Here is a 19,508-nt window from a genome sequence, read left to right as displayed (position 1 = left end):
GATGTAAGGCAAGGTGAAATATACAAATGTTATCTCAGGCAAGTTCGTAGAAAGGCCAAACAGGTTCACAGCCCATGTGGAGATAGACGGAGTTACAGAGACCGTGCACGTAAAGAACACAGGGAGGCTTAGCTGTCTGCTGATACCGGGGAACACGGTCAGCCTTGAGAAGTCTGCAAATCCAAACCGCAAGACGAAATACGATCTCATAGCGGTGGAGGATCCAAAGCTTGGCTGGGTAAACGTGGACAGTCAGGTGCCGAATAAGGTGGTTTTGGAATGGCTTAAAACTAAGGATTATGACTTTATAAAGCCGGAGTATGTATACGGGGATTCCAGGATTGATTTCTATATGGAAAAGGATGGCACGAAGTATCTCATGGAGGTCAAGGGCTGCACTCAGGAGATTGATGGGATAGGATATTTCCCGGATGCACCCACCGACAGGGGAGTCAGGCATTTGCGGGAGCTGATGAAGGCGGTCTCCGAGGGATATAAATGCTATGTTGCATTTGTCATTCCGATGACAGGGATAACTGAGGTCAGGCCAAATGCGGAAATACACATGGAGTTCGCGGAGACTTTCTATGAGGCGAAGGCTGCCGGTGTGGAGGTGTTAAATCTCACATGCCGGGTTACACGGGATGAGCTGGAGATAGTGGAGTAGTGAGATAGGTGAAAATGATAAGCAAATATACGTTTGATATGCAAGCTGCTAAATGCTAGTATAATACCCAAAGGTGCTACCGATAGACGGTTAGCCTTGATATATGAATGGTATAAAATAACTGCTCACAGTTTACCAGGCTGGGCGGTTATTTTTTTGCCTTATTCTTGCTCTTAGAGCCAACGGCATAACCAAGATTAAAGCAAGTAAGACATAAGCTGATAATGGCTATAAAAAGCTCTGTTGTAAGCATAAGCAAAAACCTCCTTGATAGATTTCCATAAATGGATTTTCTGTGTAAACACAGGCTACAAACTCCTGTGGTGAAGGTTAACCGCCTACCGAATAGGGGAGCTCCACCACTTGAAGGCTTGTGTGTGCAGATCATGGCAGGCTGTCGTAGATGGTAAGTGATTTAGAAGATATAAGTAGCTTTGGTGAGAAATATGTGACAAAAATAGATGAAATTATTTCAAGACATGTTGTGATATAACATAGTTGTAACAGCTCGACCTAATAAGATATAATCTTAGGAGGAAACGAGGTATGTTACAGATGAATCAACATTATGAACCAGAATTTAAGAAGATTGTTCGTCTTCATCTTGAAGAGGGAAGATCCCTCAAAGGTCCTGCAGCAGAATACGGAGTATCGCATGCAAGTATCTCAAATTGGACAAATCAATTCCGTGAAGAATGCCAAGCTAACGAAGAAACCAAAGCCGATTATGATTACATGAAGGAGAATCTTCAGCTCAAAAAGCAGCTTGCAGAACTTCAAAAGGAAAATGACTTCCTAAAAAAAGCAGCGGCATTCTTTGCGAAGGAAATCGAAAAGCTGATTATCATCAAAAGAAGGATGAAATCAAAAACTCTATTCGAAAAATATATCACTCTCATGGCAGAGTTGGTGGTCATAGAACCATACATGCGTATCTGATTCGTATAGGACACGATATCAGTCGCTTAACGGTTCACAAATATATGAATACCGAAATGCAGTTGTTCTCAATCTCCAGGAATAATAAACTGGAGTACGAACATGGTGTTGCGCATAAAGTATATGAGAACAAACTGAATCAGGATTTTCATGCAGATGCGATCAACCAAAAATGGTGTACAGATTTTACTTATCTTTTTTTGACAGATGGCAGCAAGCGTTACAATTGTACTATTCTTGACTTACATGACCGAAGTGTTATTGCAAGCATAACTGATAGAAATATAACCTCTGATTTAACGAAAAGGACCTTAGAGAAGGCTATTCATTCCCAACCTGGAATCGATTTAAGTAAGCTTCTGGTTCATTCAGATCAAGGAAGTCAGTACACTTCAAAAGAGTTCACCGAATTTTGTGAGAAACTCGGTATTACTCAAAGTATGAGCAAAGCAGGATATCCATATGACAATGCTCCTATGGAAAGATATTTCAATACGTTGAAAAATGATCTTATTTACCAGCATTATTATCATACAGAAGATGAGCTCTACACAGCTATCGAAGAATTTGCGTATGTACAATATAATCATGTACGTCCGCATTCTTATAATAATTACAAAAAGCATTACGAGGCACGCTACGGGGTTGCATAAACCCTGTGGCAGAATTTAGGTCGTAGTGTTACAAAAAAGCTTGACCACAACAATAGCTATAAAAGATTATATATTAGCAAACTATGATTCTTCAATAATTCAAGAATCATTAGAAAACTTGGAATATTACAAAATAGATATTATTATGTCGTTTTCAGAGAGTGTGACTGGTAAAAGAAATGTAAACAGTGGTGAAAAGAGTTGTTCTGAAATACAATATTATATGCAAAACTTAATGAAAAAGGCTAAAGAATTTGACGTTTCAAAGTTGAATATTGAGGTTATCGGCATAAAGAGAGATTGTAGAAAGGTGAAGATAGTCTTAGAAGATAGTTTGGGATATTTTAATATTAAGGGTTTAGCAGAAAATGATTTGTTCGCAGAACAATTATCAGAAGAATTAGTGAATATTGGGACAAGTATGAAGTAAATATGAAAAAGGTATTGTGTTATGTAGCGTTGTTTTGCATGGACAATACCTTTTTTGTTTTTTTATTACATAAAAAAGTGCAAATACACAAAAAATAGTAATGTTTATTGAAGTAAAAATAATTTAGTGGTAAAATAACATTGCCAAAATTCGTGCAACGCACAAAAACAAGGAGTGATACTATGGAGATTAAGAGAGACTCATACCTTGAACAATTAAAGATAAGAAAAGATAACGGAATGATTAAGATTATCACGGGAATCAGGAGATGCGGCAAATCATTCCTGTTATTTGTGTTGTTTAAGAAATATTTATTGGAAAATGGTGTAGATAATGACCACATCATTGAAATTGCTTTAGATGGCATTGAAAATGAGGAGCTGAGAGATCCAAAGAAGTGTTATCAGCATATTAAAGAGCGGGTGGAAGATGACCGGAAGTATTATCTGCTCTTGGACGAAGTACAGTTTATGCCACGATTTGAGGAAGTGCTGAACAGTTTGCTTCGTATCAGTAACATTGATGTGTATGTAACCGGCAGTAATTCTAAATTTTTATCTAGTGACATTGTAACTGAATTTAGAGGCAGAGGAGATGAGATAAGAATTTATCCGTTGTCTTTTGCAGAGTTCTATGCGGCTTATGATGGAGATTATGATGATGCTTGGGAAGAATATATGATATACGGTGGTTTACCACAAGTGGCACAATTTTCTGTAGAACGCCAGAAGGCTGAGTATCTTAAAAATATTTTTACCAATGTTTATATCAAGGATGTGGTAGAGCGAAACAGAATTCAAAATGTTGATGAGATTGGAACTTTGGTGGACGTTCTTGCTTCTGCCATAGGAGCACCTACCAATCCAACAAAAATATCAAATACTTTCAAAAGTGAGAGAGGGATCAATTACAGCAATAAAACTATATCCAATCATATTGATTATTTGACAGAGGCATTTTTGATTTCTAAAGCGGACCGGTATGATATTAAGGGGAGAAAATATGTAGGAGCCAATCTGAAATACTATTTTTCGGATATAGGACTTAGAAATGCCAGACTAAACTTCAGACAGCAGGAGCCGACTCATATTATGGAGAACATTGTTTATAATGAGCTGCTTGTGCGTGGTTACAATGTGGATGTTGGTATTGTGGATGTATTTGCAAAGAATAGTGAAGGAAAGAGGGTTCATAAGCAATTAGAGGTTGATTTTGTAGTGAACCAGGGCAGTCAGAGATATTACATTCAGGTGGCTTATGATATGACCTCTGAGGAAAAGCAGACGCAGGAACTTAATTCATTCCGAAATATTCCGGATTCATTTAAGAAGATTGTTATAGTGAATGGAACGAAAAAGCCTTGGAGAAATGAGGAAGGATTCGTGTTCATGGGCATGAAATATTTTCTGCTCAATGAGGATAGTTTGGAGTTTTAGTATGTAAGGAGATAATATATTCCGATATAGAAATATGGATATAAAGTTATGAGGCAGAGAAATGGCAACGGTTGTGTATTCTAATGAAGAAGATGATATGTGTTCTTTGGTGATAGATGGAGAAGAATATGTTGAAGATGAAGAAAGGGCAATTATCCCAAAAGCTGTATTAAAACAAATAAGAGTTGAGGATATTCCGGATAATTTTCAAATTGAAATATGTGAGTCAAAAGATTCTTCAGTAATAATGGTATCTGTTCCTATGACTTTTGTAAAAGTTGGTAAAAATGAGTTTCAGGTTATTTATGATGAACTTATTACTAGAAAATATTGGGATGGACCAATAGGACTTAAACTATATATGGAGACAAAAAGGGATGTAATAGAAGAGCGTTCAAAAGAGGTAGGGGGATATCCATTTAGAAAACTATGATGATGATGGAGCTTATATCCATTTGGCATATAGTACAAAAATTTATACGGATGATATGAGTGAATTGCTGAGTAATATGGAACAGATATATTGCAAAATAGAAGGTGCAACAGATATTACTTTAGGTTCTCCGTTTTCTAAAATAGATGATTGTGCAAAAGAAAATGAATTTACAATTAAGATATTACTTCCATTGTTTCGTAAGTTGGGATTTGCAAATGTAAAATATAATCATGGAAACAAGGAATTTGGAAAAGATATTACATTTGCACGCAGAACAGAATTTGATGATTATGAGTATTATGGAGTGTAGGTAAAGTATGGAGATGTATCTGGTGGTGCTCAGGGAGAGATTAACGAATTGATTCAACAAGCGAAAGACTCTTTTTCAATGCCATATTATGATGTGTATTCAAGAAATAAAGTAAGGATATCTAAAGTTATTATTGCGATTTCAGGAAAATTTACGCAAAATGCAGTGAAAAAAATAATAGAAGGTGTGACGGAATACCCTTTAAAGAATAACTTGATTTTTCTGGATAAGGAAAAAATAGAGGGATTAATGAGTAAGTACAATGGAATTTAAGTTTTGTGTTGAAAATATAAAGATTTGGGAGGTATTCATTCAATGGAGGGAGAAAAGAATATAGATCCATTAGTTACCATGCAACAGGAACTGTGTGATATGTGGGGAATTAACAACCAAACAAAGTATGTATTCTATTATGATGAAAGCAACAATTGCAGAAAGTTTTGGGTTGATGACAGTAAGCAGCAGTTTAATACGGATCATACAGCTGACTTTGTGCTCGCAGGGTTAGTAAGAAAAGAGGAAGAAAAAGTAGAAGCTTCGCTTGAAACATTCCGCAAACCATTAAAGTTGCAAGCAAATGTAGAAGAGATTAAGTTTAAAAAACTGTATGCAAAAGGTGATTTTTTACAGTGTGTGAATGAAAGACGATTATTTGAAACTTTATCATGGATAGATAAATCGCCCTTTTATATTCATTACACTAATGTGAACAATTTATTTTATACACTTGTTGAAATATTCGATTCCATTGTAAAACCTGATGAGATAAGTGAATTTGGATATGACTATTTTAAAATGAAGAGTGTATTTTATTATATGTTTAAAGGGAAAGCAGACGCATTACAAATCTTGATGTTCAAATATAAGTACCCCAATATACAGCGGGAGGATGTAGAAGCATTTTGTAATGACTTACTGTTCTTGCTCGGGAGCAGGAGAGAAATGAAGGAAGAGGAAAAGTTTCTAGCAGGAATGCTTGCCAGGGCAGCAGAGAGTGATGAATTAGTATTTTTACATGATAACGATGATTATGTTATGCAGGAAAACTATGCGGAATTCTATGCTGACCCTATCCGAAAATATCAGAAGTCAAGGCACATATTTGATGAGGAAACGACAGTACAGGACATAGTAAAAAAGCAGATAGCAATGGGGGAGAATATGGCAGATAATTTCAAGTTTGTGAAATCTGAGACAGACATATTCGTGCAGTTATCGGATGTAGTAGCAGGAATTTTAGGAAAACTGTTTAAGTACATAAATTCCACAAGTGTAAATCAGCGTAGAAGAGATGTTGAAGGTTTATCAAAGCTTCAGGTTGAAAATATTTTACTGATTGATAAGCTACGTATGGAAGCTGATCGGGAGAATCCTGGATTTTTATGTTCGATTGGTCCTGGGGATGGGATAGGAATACTTAATAGATTTTTCGAAATGGTAAAGAGCAGAAAAGAAAAATAGTTTGAATCGGGAGGTTTGATGATATGGATGTTTTTGCAATAGAAAAAGGAAAGGCACTGAAACTTTCAGTAGATGAATTTGAAAAACAGACATGCCATGATTATCCTTATTACAGAACTAATAAGGATAAACGACTTTCTTTGTATGCGATTTGTCCTGAATGTGGAAATCCAATTCAGATTGTCAATATGTATGGGGAAGAAATGATGCAGAATGTAACCCATAAAGTAACTCTTTATGGGAAACATACAGGTCGAGCGGTAGAAGGCTTTCCGTATTGGAATGAGGCTGAGATGAAAAATTGCTCATTATATAAGCCATCACCATTGGGGAACACGGAAATAAGAACAAAAACAAAAGAGTCCGAGGAAATAAAAGAAATTATTGAAAAGAATTGGAGAAGGATAAAGCAGGATATTAGAGGTATTGTAGGTGTTAATATACCGAATTCTGTAATGGAACATATGTATGAAGTTTTTATGGAATCTCATGCGTATAGTTATAAAGCAGTAAATAAGTACAATATACCATATGCTATGCTTAGATATCAGGAAACAATACCAATTTATCACACTTTTTTGTTTGACTCTCCAATGAGCAAAATTGTAAAAGAGAAAATAAATAATAATAGTAAGTACTTTGAGATTTTGGATAAGGAAATAAAGAGAAAGGTGAGTGGAGGTTACAATTTAGGCATATATTTGACAAAATATCAAAAGAAAGAGCACAAGCAGTATATACATATGGTGGTATATGAAGTCGGTGGCAATGGGAAGAAAAGCAGAAATATTATTTTAGAAGAAAAAATAGAGATGAAATCTTGGATTTATATGTAAGTGTATAGGAATAGGTAATATGGTATATTTCTCATGATGGGAGAAGATGTTGTTTTTGGCAGAAATACATATGAGCAATATGAGGAGATATAAAATGTTTATTAGAAAAGTCAAAATTCATAATTTTAAATGCTATAAAGATTTTAAATTACTCTTGAAGAAGGTTTAAATATTGTTGTTGGAGATAATGAAGCGGGAAAGTCTACAATACTAGAAGCTATAAATCTGGCACTAACCGGAATTATTATCGGAAAGAGTATTTGGAATGAAATTTCACAGTATATTTTTAATAAAGAGGCAGTAGATGAGTATATTGTTTCGTTAGGTACAGCACCTATAGCACTTAATAAAATATGCGGTGAAACAGAAATATAATTCTTTTAGCAAAGCTAAGAGCGCGCTTCTATACAGGCAATTCCATCTGCCTGTATCGTGCGACCTGCGGTGCCATGCCCGGTTTTGAGAAATCTCAATCCGGGAAATACAGCGAAATCAGAGATTTCGGACAAGGGGAGTTTCCCCTTGCGCCACAGGTGCCTATCCAAAATAATGTTTGCATTTAATCATCCAGAAAAGAGTTTCCCTTGGAACAATACAATTACTTGGTTGCTGTATGGTGTATGTTTTCTTGTGACAATAGTGTTGGTTGGATGATGTTCAAATATATAGTGGCTTTTCCTCTCGGGTCATGTTAGAATCACATGTATATGCAAATAAATGTGGAAGGAAAGATTACGGGGATTAGTTCCAGGTAAAATATGGTGAAGGTATATGGAAGATATGAAGAATGGTAAGCGAAGTTCATTTTCGGGCAAGCTGGGGTACGTGCTGGCGGCGGCAGGTGCATCTGTGGGCCTTGGAAATATATGGAGATTCCCTTATCTTGCGGCAAAGTACGGCGGGGGAATTTTCCTCATAATATACATCGTGCTTGCACTTACATTTGGTTATACTATGATAGTTGCGGAGACGGCGATCGGACGAATGACGAGAAAGAGTCCGGTTGGAGCATTCAAATCATTTGGAAAGAAGAAATGGCTGTCGTTTGGCGGCTGGATAAATGCCGTTATACCTGTGCTTATAGTGCCGTACTATTCGGTTATTGGCGGCTGGGTCATCAAATATCTGGTGGAGTATTTCAGAGGAAATGCAAAGCTGCTGGCTGAGGATGGATATTTCACCGATTTCATATCAAATGGTGTGTCAACGGAGCTGTGTTTCATGGCATTCTGTGCATTTACACTTATCATTATATTTGCCGGTGTGCAGAACGGAATAGAGAGGGTGTCAAAGATCATGATGCCTATACTGATCGTTCTGTCAGTCATCATTGCGGTATATTCCGTGACAAGACCGGGTGCACTTGCAGGAGTAAAATACTTCCTTGTGCCAAATGTGAAGAACTTCTCGTGGATGACAGTGGTTGCTGCCATGGGGCAGATGTTCTACTCGCTTTCCATTGCCATGGGAATACTCATAACATTTGGCTCTTACATGAAGAAAGATACGGCGATAGAGGATTCGACCAGAAATGTAGAGATATTCGACACTGGTATAGCGATCATGGCGGGACTTATGATAATCCCGGCGGTATTTGCATTCTCTGGGGGAGATCCGGATACCCTTCAGGCCGGACCATCACTGATGTTTATCACTATTCCAAAAGTATTCCAGAACATGGGATTTGGAACTGTCATAGGTATTGTGTTTTTTGTTCTTGTGCTGTTCGCAGCGGTTACAAGTTCGATAGCACTTACGGAGAGTGCAGTGTCAACATTTGAGGATGAGCTTGGATGGGGAAGAAAGAAGGCAACGGTGCTTGTGGGAGTTATTATGCTTGCGCTTGGAAGTCTGTCATCCCTGGGATATGGCCCGCTGGCAGGAATCAAGATCATAGGCATGCAGTTCCTTGACCTGTTCGACTTCCTCACCAATTCGGTGATGATGCCTATAGCGGCACTCCTCACAAGCCTGCTTGTGTCAAGGGTAGTTGGAATAGATAAGATAGAGGATGAGATAATTCACGGCGAGAGTGCCTTCAGGAGAAAGAAGGTATTTGTAGTCATGATCAAATATCTCTGCCCTGTATTTGCCATCATTATCCTGCTCAGCTCTGTTGCAAATGCACTTGGCTGGATAAAGATGTAGAATTATTATAAAAGGGAATGAGGTTCTCCTCTGGAAAACCTGAATGGGCAACCTAAACTGCTAATATAGCTGATGACTTCTACGATTATTTTTGTCGCAGAAGTGTCAGCTTTTTTGTTTCCATAAGAAGAAAATGCTTTGATACATTTGCTAAATTAAGGAGGTATTGTCTATCATGTTGACATCACTTGCACTCATTTTCATAGTCGGACTGGCGATGGGCGCCATCTGTCAGAGGCTTAAGCTGCCGCGCATCATAGGAATGCTGGCGACGGGAATCGTTCTTGGCCCGTATGTGCTGGATTTCCTTGATCCGTCCATATTGTCCATATCTGCGGATCTCAGAAAGATAGCGCTTATCATCATACTTATCAAGGCAGGACTGTCCCTTGACCTTAAGGATCTGAAGAAGTCGGGACGCTCGGCGGTGCTGCTATCATTTGTTCCGGCATCATTCGAGATCATCGGATACATACTGTGCGCACCAGTTATACTTGGAATAAACCGCACAGAGGCAGCGGTCATGGGCGCGGTGCTAGGCGCGGTATCACCGGCGGTCGTTGTTCCGAGAATGGTGAATCTCATAGAGAAAAAGTACGGAACTGACAAGGCGATTCCGCAGATGATACTTGCGGGGGCGTCCTGCGATGATATATTTGTCATAGTGCTTTTTACCACATTTCTCAGCATGGCGCAGGGCGGAAGTGCTCATGTCATGGATTTCGTGAATATACCAATATCCATCGTGCTTGGAGTACTGCTTGGCGTGGACGTTGGATATGGACTTTATCTGTTCTTTGAGACTTCCTATGCAAGGAAACACTGCGTGAGAAACAGCATGAAGGTCATCATCGTGCTGGGATTTTCGTTCCTGCTTATAGCGATAGAGGGATGGCTTGAGGGAAAGGTGTCGGTGTCGGGACTCCTTGCGGTGGTGGCTATGGCATGTGTCCTGAAACTCAAATGTCCAGAGTCGGTGTCGGGAAGACTCTCACAGAAATTTGGAAAGCTGTGGCTTGCGGCGGAGGTCATATTGTTCGTGCTTGTGGGTGCGGCTGTGGATATCAGATACACCCTGGCAGCAGGACTTCCGGCGCTCCTTATGATATTTGTCGCACTGGCATTTAGAATGGTTGGTGTTCTGATCTGCGTGGCACATACATCACTTACATGGAAGGAAAGGCTGTTCTGTGTCATCGCGTATCTTCCGAAGGCTACAGTTCAGGCAGCCATCGGATCAGTTCCGCTTGCGGCAGGGCTGGCATGTGGTAATATAGTATTGTCGGTTGCTGTGCTGGCGATCGTGGTGACTGCGCCGCTTGGAGCGATAGGAATAGACGGAACATACAAGCATTTGCTTAGTGAGGATGAATAAGATGAATAATAAGATAAAGAACATTATATTTGACATGAACGGCACAATGATATTTGACGGAAAGTATCATGAGATAGCATGGAAGGATTATGCGGAGAAGCTTGCTGGCAGACAGATGAGCACGGAGGAGTTTCAGCATCATGTGCTGGGGCACACGAACAAGGATATTCTGGAATACCTCATGGGAAAGTGTACGCTCACCGAGGAGAGGATACTTGAACTTACCGAGGAGAAAGAGGCTATGTACAGAGAGATGTACATGGAAGATACTGCAAACTTCAAGCTGGTGGATGGTCTAGTGGCATACCTTGATAAACTTAAGGAACAGGGGATAAATATGAACATAGCCACAGGGTCAAATATGACAAATCTCGCATTCTATTTTAAAGAGTTTGATCTCGGAAGATGGTTTGACATAACGCTGTGCGCATACGACGATGGAACCATGAATGCTAAGCCGGCTCCTGATATGTACATCCGGGCCATGGAGCGTATCGGAGCAGTGCCGGGAGAGACCATGGTCATAGAGGATGGACCGTCGGGAATCCGGGCAGCGGCGGCAGCCGGAGCCGGATATATAGTGGGAATCTATGGTGACTCATCAAGAGAACTGCTTGAGAAGACAGGGCTGTGCGATGAACTGATTCCAGATTATAGAAATATGTGATAAGAATAGGGCGTGTTCAAATGGACGAACATGCTCTATTTTACTATGGTATATGGGTGTGGGGATGATTCTTACAACAACTCCATAAGTTTATTTGCAGCAACGCTCATACCACGGCGCCTGTCACTGATGATACACATGTGACGCTTTGGTATGGGCTTTTTAAATTGCAGGCGGAACAGGTCGCCGCGGTCTATATAGCTCTGGGCGAAGTCTGCCATGATGGAGCCGATGCCGAGATTTCTCATGACGAACTGGGCAATCATATCGCTGGTAGAAAGCTCGAATTCGGGCTGCAGAGTCACGCCCTCATGGCTCAGAAATGTGTCGACATATGCGCGTGTGCTTGTGTCATGCTCCAGACAAATGATCGGAAGCTCGTCAAGCTCGTGGTAATCCAGAGTTTTGCCCTGAAGATATGAAAACCTTGGTCCGGCGATGAAGATGTCCTCAATCTCCCTTGCCTGCTTGATCTCCATGTGAGGATCGGCGGGAAGAGGACTGGTGACGATACCGAAGTCTATGTTGCCTGATAGCAGATGATTTATCGTGCTGGGAGTCGGAGCATTTGTGACATGAACCTTGATCCCCGGATATAGCTGGTGGAAATGCTCCAGATATGGCAGGAGATAGAACTGTAGTGTCATATCGCTTGCACCTATCCTTATCTCACCGGTCTCCATGTGGAGGAGCTGTGAGAGCTGCTGTTCACCCAGGGAGATGGATTCGTATCCCGCTGCAACGTGGGAGTAGAGGAGTTCTCCGGCATTTGTCAGTGAGACGCCCTTCTTGGTTCGGATGAACAGTTCTATGCCGATCGCCTGTTCCAGAGCTTTGATCGCCTGACTTACGGCTGGCTGGGATATACACAGTTCCCTGGCAGCGGCGGATATGCTGGATGCTTTGGCAACATGGTAGAAGATTTTGTAATATTCGAAATTTATGTTCATTTATAATTTCCTCCAGATTCAATAGAGATCGTTTAATATGTGTGTGTCAACAATATGTTTTATTGCAAAATAATTCAGAACTTTTTACCGTTCTATAATGGTACGATTGAAATAATTTTGCTTAAAAAATTATGCATATATAATATAAGTAAAATGGTGTTTGAGGTGGACAAAATCCATTATATTTACAGTTTATGTTGGTTTCTACAAAATGTAAAGATAAATATAAGATACACTTATAATAAATATAAATAATATTGATTTTACTTATGACATTATAGTGTTATAATGAAAAGGTATTGTGAGTGATCTGCTTATAAATATTATGTATAGGCAGAAACATTTGAACAGCCACAATACGGATATCAGAAAATATTTCAAAATGCTGCGAAAGCGAGGAAAAGTATTATGGTAAGAGCGGTTGTAGGAGCCAATTGGGGCGACGAAGGAAAAGGTAAGATCACAGACATGTTAGGCCAGGAGTCAGACATAATCGTAAGATTCCAGGGTGGTGCCAACGCAGGTCACACAATTGTCAATGACTATGGTAAATTTGCTTTACATACACTTCCATCAGGAGTGTTCTACAGTCACACAACAAGTATCATTGGAAATGGTGTTGCACTTAACATCCCTCTTCTTTTCAAGGAGATAAAGTCCATCACAGACAGAAATGTACCAATGCCTAAGATCCTTGTATCTGACAGAGCACAGATGGTTATGCCATACCACATTCTCTTCGACGAATACGAGGAGGAGAGACTTGCAGGTAAGTCATTCGGATCAACAAAGTCAGGAATCGCTCCATTCTATTCAGATAAATATGCAAAGATCGGTTTCCAGGTAAGCGAGCTCTTTGATGAGGAAGCACTGAAGGAGAAGATCGAGAGAGTTATAGTACAGAAGAACGTTCTTCTTGAGAACCTGTATCACAAGCCACTCTTAAAGGTTGATGATATATTCAACACACTCATGGAGTATAAGGAGATGGTTGCTCCTTATGTATGTGATGTATCAGCATACCTCTATGAGGCGATCAAGGAGGGCAAGAACATCCTTCTTGAGGGTCAGCTTGGTTCACTGAAGGATCCGGATCACGGAATCTACCCTATGGTTACATCATCATCAACTCTGGCAGCTTACGGTGCCATCGGTGCAGGTATACCTCCATACGAGATCAAGCAGATCATCACTGTATGTAAGGCATACTCAAGCGCAGTAGGAGCAGGCGAGTTTGTAAGTGAGATATTTGGCGACGAGGCAGATGAGCTCAGACGCCGCGGCGGTGATGGCGGTGAGTTTGGTGCAACAACAGGAAGACCTAGAAGAATGGGTTGGTTCGACTGTGTGGCATCAAAGTATGGCTGCCGTATCCAGGGAACAACAGACGTTGCATTTACAGTACTTGATGTACTTGGATATCTCGATGAGATCCCGGTATGTGTAGGCTACGATATCGACGGTGAGGTTACAACAGACTTCCCAACAACATCAAAACTCAAGAAAGCAAAGCCTGTATATGAGACACTTCCAGGCTGGAAGACAGATATCAGAGGAATCAAGAAGTACGAGGATCTTCCAGAGAACTGCAGAAAGTACATCGAGTTCGTTGAAGAGCATATCGGATTCCCAATCACCATGATTTCAAACGGTCCGGGAAGAAACGATATCATCTACAGAAACGCAAAGTAATTTGACCTGATTCACAGGGAAATCAAATAACAGAAAAATAACAGGGACACTTTCCAGTAAGAGATTATTAGGGAGTGTCTCTTTTGTTGTTGGAAATGGATTTCTATTTGTGGTGTAAGGAGATTGTAGAATAAGATTATATTTGTTATGATTATTTTATCGGCTTTCCGATAAAAGTTCTAGTGGATAGGGCGATGTGCAAAAAAAGCATATTGCAAATTTATTGCATGGAGGAGAAAAATGAAATACATCAAAATCAATGAAAACGGAATTCATATTGTATTTGGAATTACAGATAAAAATCAGATCAAATTGCTGCATTTTTCAAAAGCAGAATTTGATGAAAATGATATTTGCAAATTTGGAAAGGAATGTAAGGCAGAAGATCTGGTAAGAAAAGAGCAATTTATCGATGAGGCTTTTCAACTTGTACAGGTAAACCTTGCCGGATATAATCGCCCATATGAAAAGCATGGAAATAAACATATTTGTACAGCACCGGGATATTTATTGACCTATGCGGGGATGGAAGACAGTTGGAATGAGATTGGACGTAAGATAACCATTTATCAGGAAGATAAGGAAGAGACACATGTCCGCGTAGAAACAAGAATGCAGTTTTATAAGGGCACTTCTATCGTTCGTATGGTCAATAAAGTAATCAATGAAGGCGATAGTACACAGTGTCTGGAATATCTATCTTCATTTTGCTATACAGGAATTGAAAAAGAGGGAAAAAGCAATTCCGATGCGAAAATGAGAGTGCGCATTCCTTATAATGGATGGCAGAAAGAGATGAGTATCAAAGAATATAAGTTCGGAGATGTAGGACTGGCGCAAACACAACCCGGGGTATACCAGCGTACTTCACAGGTGCTTGAAGTATCGAATACCGGAAACTGGTCTACGAAGAAGTATTTACCATTAGGGTATGTAGAAAATACAGAGGCACATACAAGCTTATTCTGGCAGATTGAACATAACGGTTCCTGGCATTATGAGATCAGTGATCAGAATACGCATTTTTATGTCTGTGTCAGCGGACCGACCGAAGTACAGTCTCACTGGTTCAAAAATCTCGCGCCGGGCGAATCATTTGAATCGGTACCGGTTGCTGTGGGTGTGGCAGATGACAGCTTTGAAAAAGCAATGGGTGAGCTGACAAAATATCGCCGTATGATTCGAAGACCAAATAAAGATGATGAGAATTTACCGGTTATTTTCAACGATTATATGAATTGCCTGTTTGGTGATCCGACAACGGAGAAAGAACTTCCGCTGATTGATGCGGCTGCGGAATGCGGTTGTGAATACTATGTGATAGATGCCGGTTGGTATGCTCCCGGAGAATGGTGGGACAGTGTCGGCGAATGGCAGGAAAGCAGGGAGCGTTTTCCGAATGGAATTAAAGAAGTAACAGATTACATTCGTCAAAAGGGAATGATACCGGGCGTCTGGCTGGAACTTGAAGTGATGGGAATCAATTGTGAGAAAGCAAAGAATGCTCCGGATGACTGGTTCTTTATCCGTCATGGAAAGCGTGTATATGACCGTAGCAGATATCAGCTCGATTTTAGGAATCCGGAAGTCATCGAACATGTCAATGAAGTGATCGATCGGGTAGTCAAAGATTACGGAGTGGGATATATCAAGATGGATTATAACATTGAACCGGGCATAGGTACTGAACTTGGCGCGGAAAGTGTGGGGCAGGGACTGCTTGAACATGAAAAAGCATATCTAAACTGGCTTGATGATGTATTTGCACGTTATCCGGATCTGGTAATTGAAAACTGTTCCAGCGGAGGCCTTCGCATTGATTATGCGTTGCTCTCCAGATATAGTATCCAGTCTACATCGGATCAGGAAGATTACCGGAATTATGCGACGATAGCAGCAAATGCTGTGGCAGGAGTTACTCCGGAACAGGCGGCAGTCTGGTCGTATCCGATGCGCCAGGGAGACAAGGAAGAAGTAATTTATAATATGATAAATGCCATGCTGCTTCGTATTCATCAGAGTGGTCATCTGGCACAACTTCCGCCGGAACGTCTTGCATTAGTGAAAGAGGGAATTGCCTGTTATAAGACGATTCGTCAGGATATCAAATATGCGATACCTTATTGGCCGATTGATATTGCTGACAATGAGGATATGTGGGTATGCGGAGGCCTTCAGCTTGAAAACAAAGCATATCTTGCAGTATGGAAGCGGCAAATGGAAGGAAAAAATAATGACAGGTACATGAAAGCCGGCATAAACTGCACAGATGATAGTTTATCCATACCATTGGACAGTATTCCTTTTATCAGAGACGATATGCAGGTATCCTGCATTTATCCTAAGAAGGAACCGGTTGATTTTGAATTCAAAGGAAATGTATTAACGGTGCATTTTAAAAAGCCTGTTATGGCAAGACTTTTTGAATTAAGAAAGGGGATTGTTTAATAAGGCGGAATCTGATTCATCGTTTTGAATTTTATAGATTCCACTTGTAGATGTTTGAAAATGTGATACTGGAAAATGAAACAATAGAGGACGCAGAATTTGTTGGCTGTGAATTTAAAAAATGGTATTTGTTGTAAATAAGGACAAGTGGATTAATATTCAATTTGGAGGAATAACATAATGTCAAAAGATGAGTATTTGATCACAGATGCACCGCTTAAAGCGCTGACTGTTTTTGCAATGCCTATGATCTTGGGCAGCTTTTTTCAACAAGTGTATAATATGGCTGATTCAATAATAGTTGGCCAGTATGTCGGATCATCTGCACTTGCGGCTGTTGGCGCATGTGCCGCCCTTACAAATGTATTCATTTGTGTGGCACTCGGTGCCGGCGTAGGTGCGGGCGTGCTTGTGAGCCGCTATTTTGGAGCTAGGGATTATAGTAAAATGAAAACAATAGTATCAACATCGCTGATAAGTTTTATGATCCTAAGCATACTTTTGGGTGTATTTGGTCTTATCTTTTCACGTTCGATGATGACGCTGCTTCAGACACCTGCTGACATACTGGATGAAGCGGTGCTGTATCTTCGTGTTTATTTTGCCGGATTTCCATTTTTGTTTATGTATAATATTCTTTCAACAATGTTCAATTCAATCGGTGAATCAAAGATACCGTTGGGCCTTTTGATATTTTCTTCTGTCTTGAATATTGTTATGGATCTTTGGATGGTGGCAGGCCTCGGCCTTGGCGTTTTCGGTGCAGCCCTTGCAACTCTCATTGCTCAGGGAATATCCGCAGTGTTTTCACTGTTGATTTTTCTTTGGCGGATGCGTCAATATAAAGGCCGTTTTGATTGGTTTGACAGGCACGAGTTACATTCCATGCTTAGAATTGCCGTACCATCGGTTCTTCAGCAGTCCACAGTGTCGATTGGTATGATGATCGTTCAGGCAGTTGTAAATCCATTCGGCACACAGGCGCTTGCAGGTTACTCAGCAACGATGAGGGTAGAGAATGTTTTTTCACTGATATTTGTATCCATTGGAAATGCAGTTTCACCATATGTTTCTCAGAATCTTGGTGCAAAGAAAATCAAACGTATCAAAAAAGGATATCGGGCTGCGCTGGTGTTGGATATGTGCTTTGCGATCATCGCATTTATAGTCATTGAAACACTGCATACTCAGATTTCATCTTTATTCCTTGGCAAAGATGGAACCGCTTTGGCATATCAGGTGTCTGGGGGTTATATGAGATGGCTTGGCTACTTTTTCATTTTCATGGGAATCAAGATGGCAACCGATGGGGTTCTTCGAGGACTTGGGATCATGCGCCCATTTCTCATTGCAAATATGGTCAACTTAGCGATCCGTCTGTCAGTTGCCCTGATTTATGCGCCCCGTTTTGGTATCGAATTTGTCTGGCTTGCGGTGCCGGCGGGATGGCTTGCAAACTTTCTGATCTCTTATATGGCTCTCAGAAAGTCGTGGCCGGTTGATAAAGCAATTGGCGAATGATCGGTTTGGTGCAAAGGGATGTCTGTTTTGCAATAGTACCGGCAATCATTGAGGAATACATCTTCCGGGTGTGATACTCGGAGCTTATCTGAAAGTGGAGATGATGGCGGCGGTTCTGATTAGCAGCCTACTACAAAGCATTGGATTTAAGATGGTATGGGTGATACAATCTAAAATGTAAATGCTTTGTTTAACTATAGGGGCTGATGGGAATGCGATTGATTTATTATTCTTGGATATTGATTTGATTATGAGCAACATGTTCAGAATATATCTGATTAAGCAGCTTACAGACATGTTTTTTCAGGGAGAGAATTCGGATAAGAAACATGTTGTAGGAGTATGTATTGTTTTTTATGCGATAAACAGCGCGTTGTTTATCTGTCTTAATATATAATTGATTAATCTTATATGTAATGTTCTCGGCATGCGCCATGATATCAGGAATCATTTGTCAGAGATACAGCTTCTGACCGTTTGGAGCTTGTCAAGTAAACACTGAGTGCATCAGTATTTACTCCGTTTTTTAATTAAATTTAACGAAAAGGAGGTATCGTGCATCTGTTGTGTGCGAGAAAGAGAAATGGGAACATTGGAAGTGGACAAGAGTCTTAAAGCGGCGTTTAAGGAAACGCTGGAGCCGCATGGGTTCAAGAAAGTAAAGGGGAGGTATCCGCACTTTGTGAGGATGGCAACTCCCGAGATTATTCAAGTCATCAACTATCGGCTGGAGCAGGCGTTGTCGCCGCAGTTGGAAGAAAAACGGTTTGAGGTATACTGTGCGGTCGGCAGTATATACCGCCCGGAGATCAATCTGAACCGGTCTGTGTATGCCAGCATGGATTGGATAAATACAACACAGCTAGATATGTATTTTACGGCAAAGCGAAATGGAATACCGGTTTACGAGAATGAACAGCCGGGAGTTGACTATATCATCAAAAAGGGAGATGAAGCTTCTCTCAGAGAACAGATTGCGTTTGCCATGACTGGCATAGAGCATTATGTAATTCCTGCATTTGACAAGGTGGTGGATTTAAAGACTTGTGTGGATTATTTGGAACTATATGGCTTTGATGAGTTGGAAGTCAGATTAGAAACAGAATGTAATGTAGATGCATTTATTTTGCCAGCAAAGTATCCAGATGTAGAATCTTACAGCGCAAAAGTACAAAATGATTTCCAAGAGGCAAATAGGAGAGTGATGCAACTTGTTTCAGAAAAAAAGATGACAGAAAAGGAAGGAAAGGAGAGATTGCTTAGGTGTGAAGGAAGATACAATGATGATATTAAACAATATGAAAAATTTTTTTCAGATGAAATAACTAAAAATGAGATTGCACGATTAAAAGCAGAACGTGCAGAAAAAAATTTAAACGCAATACGTGCGATGGGAATCGAAGTGTAAAAGACGGGGGGCAAAAAGAAGGGAGTAAGCATATGAAATTTTATTGCACGGGAAAAGGTCATCTGGTTTCTTGAAAACCAGATGACCTTTTTTTAAAAAGCAGAAAGGCTTCTTGTCCTTTCATTAGTATA

The 19,508-nt window shown here is 40.2% G+C and carries 18 protein-coding genes and 1 riboswitch; of the genes, 17 read left to right on the top strand and 1 reads right to left on the bottom strand.

Features of this window, described 5'->3' with window-relative positions; all coding sequences use genetic code 11:
* Positions 1-13 precede the first annotated feature (13 nt).
* The 13 genes from sfsA to ABUA31_RS03790 all read left to right on the top strand — a co-directional run bounded on the left by sfsA (position 14) and on the right by ABUA31_RS03790 (position 11,358).
* Positions 14-667 (top strand): DNA/RNA nuclease SfsA, encoded by a 654-nt coding sequence (gene sfsA / locus ABUA31_RS03850; RefSeq protein ID WP_349818430.1) that lies wholly within the window; start codon positions 14-16, stop codon positions 665-667.
* Between the two features lie 546 nt (positions 668-1,213).
* Positions 1,214-2,259, top strand: a protein-coding gene (locus tag ABUA31_RS03845) for an IS3 family transposase (protein ID WP_349818431.1) whose coding sequence is annotated in 2 segments (ribosomal slippage) — positions 1,214-1,463 and positions 1,463-2,259 — 1,047 coding nt in all. Because the reading frame shifts where the segments join, the coding sequence is not laid out codon by codon here.
* 40 nt (positions 2,260-2,299) lie between these two features.
* Positions 2,300-2,689, top strand: a complete 390-nt coding sequence (locus ABUA31_RS03840) for a hypothetical protein (protein ID WP_349818432.1) — start codon at positions 2,300-2,302, stop codon at positions 2,687-2,689.
* A 182-nt stretch (positions 2,690-2,871) separates the two neighbouring features.
* Complete coding sequence (locus ABUA31_RS03835) at positions 2,872-4,125, top strand: ATP-binding protein (RefSeq protein ID WP_349818433.1); 1,254 nt, start codon at positions 2,872-2,874, stop codon at positions 4,123-4,125.
* A 61-nt stretch (positions 4,126-4,186) separates the two neighbouring features.
* The gene (locus ABUA31_RS03830) at positions 4,187-4,558 is read left to right on the top strand and encodes a hypothetical protein (protein ID WP_349818434.1); all 372 of its coding nucleotides are present in this window, start codon (positions 4,187-4,189) and stop codon (positions 4,556-4,558) included.
* Between the two features lie 22 nt (positions 4,559-4,580).
* Entirely contained in the window at positions 4,581-4,871 is a 291-nt protein-coding gene (locus tag ABUA31_RS03825; RefSeq protein WP_349818435.1) for a hypothetical protein, read from the top strand.
* Between the two features lie 48 nt (positions 4,872-4,919).
* On the top strand, positions 4,920-5,144 hold the full coding sequence (locus tag ABUA31_RS03820) for a hypothetical protein (protein ID WP_349818436.1): 225 nt from the start codon (positions 4,920-4,922) through the stop codon (positions 5,142-5,144).
* A gap of 42 nt (positions 5,145-5,186) precedes the next feature.
* On the top strand, positions 5,187-6,332 hold the full coding sequence (locus ABUA31_RS03815) for a DUF3800 domain-containing protein (RefSeq protein ID WP_349818437.1): 1,146 nt from the start codon (positions 5,187-5,189) through the stop codon (positions 6,330-6,332).
* A 23-nt stretch (positions 6,333-6,355) separates the two neighbouring features.
* Positions 6,356-7,168 (top strand): hypothetical protein, encoded by an 813-nt coding sequence (locus ABUA31_RS03810; RefSeq protein ID WP_349818438.1) that lies wholly within the window; start codon positions 6,356-6,358, stop codon positions 7,166-7,168.
* A gap of 147 nt (positions 7,169-7,315) precedes the next feature.
* Entirely contained in the window at positions 7,316-7,543 is a 228-nt protein-coding gene (locus tag ABUA31_RS03805; protein ID WP_349824055.1) for an AAA family ATPase, read from the top strand.
* Between the two features lie 396 nt (positions 7,544-7,939).
* Positions 7,940-9,316, top strand: coding sequence for a sodium-dependent transporter (locus ABUA31_RS03800; protein ID WP_349818439.1), 1,377 nt, complete (start codon positions 7,940-7,942; stop codon positions 9,314-9,316).
* Between the two features lie 4 nt (positions 9,317-9,320).
* Positions 9,321-9,405: riboswitch (Fluoride riboswitch) on the top strand.
* 86 nt (positions 9,406-9,491) lie between these two features.
* Positions 9,492-10,691, top strand: coding sequence for a cation:proton antiporter (locus tag ABUA31_RS03795; protein ID WP_004849666.1), 1,200 nt, complete (start codon positions 9,492-9,494; stop codon positions 10,689-10,691).
* 1 nt (position 10,692) lies between these two features.
* Positions 10,693-11,358: an HAD family hydrolase gene (locus ABUA31_RS03790; RefSeq protein ID WP_349818440.1), complete on the top strand. Its 666-nt coding sequence runs from the start codon at positions 10,693-10,695 to the stop codon at positions 11,356-11,358.
* A 71-nt stretch (positions 11,359-11,429) separates the two neighbouring features.
* On the opposite strand, the gene ABUA31_RS03785 is transcribed toward ABUA31_RS03790, so the two are convergent.
* Positions 11,430-12,308: a LysR family transcriptional regulator gene (locus tag ABUA31_RS03785; RefSeq protein ID WP_055223716.1), complete on the bottom strand. Its 879-nt coding sequence runs from the start codon at positions 12,306-12,308 to the stop codon at positions 11,430-11,432.
* A gap of 408 nt (positions 12,309-12,716) precedes the next feature.
* Between ABUA31_RS03785 and ABUA31_RS03780 the strand changes: the two genes are divergently transcribed.
* The 4 genes from ABUA31_RS03780 to ABUA31_RS03765 all read left to right on the top strand — a co-directional run bounded on the left by ABUA31_RS03780 (position 12,717) and on the right by ABUA31_RS03765 (position 19,377).
* Positions 12,717-14,000 carry an adenylosuccinate synthase gene (locus ABUA31_RS03780; RefSeq protein ID WP_004849677.1) on the top strand — a complete coding sequence of 428 codons (1,284 nt, stop codon included), beginning with the start codon at positions 12,717-12,719 and terminating at the stop codon, positions 13,998-14,000.
* A gap of 240 nt (positions 14,001-14,240) precedes the next feature.
* The gene (locus ABUA31_RS03775) at positions 14,241-16,448 is read left to right on the top strand and encodes a glycoside hydrolase family 36 protein (protein WP_055143885.1); all 2,208 of its coding nucleotides are present in this window, start codon (positions 14,241-14,243) and stop codon (positions 16,446-16,448) included.
* Between the two features lie 180 nt (positions 16,449-16,628).
* A complete protein-coding gene (locus ABUA31_RS03770) occupies positions 16,629-17,969 on the top strand; it encodes an MATE family efflux transporter (protein WP_349818441.1) in 1,341 nt (446 codons plus the stop codon).
* Between the two features lie 583 nt (positions 17,970-18,552).
* Positions 18,553-19,377: a hypothetical protein gene (locus tag ABUA31_RS03765; RefSeq protein WP_349818442.1), complete on the top strand. Its 825-nt coding sequence runs from the start codon at positions 18,553-18,555 to the stop codon at positions 19,375-19,377.
* Positions 19,378-19,508 lie beyond the last annotated feature (131 nt).

The organism is Coprococcus sp. RTP31081st1_H1_RTP31081_211007, assembly GCF_040227275.1.
Taxonomy (GTDB): Bacteria; Bacillota; Clostridia; order Lachnospirales; family Lachnospiraceae; genus Coprococcus; species Coprococcus aceti.
Note: the sequence above shows the minus strand (reverse complement) of the source record. Positions and strands in the feature narration are given on the sequence as shown.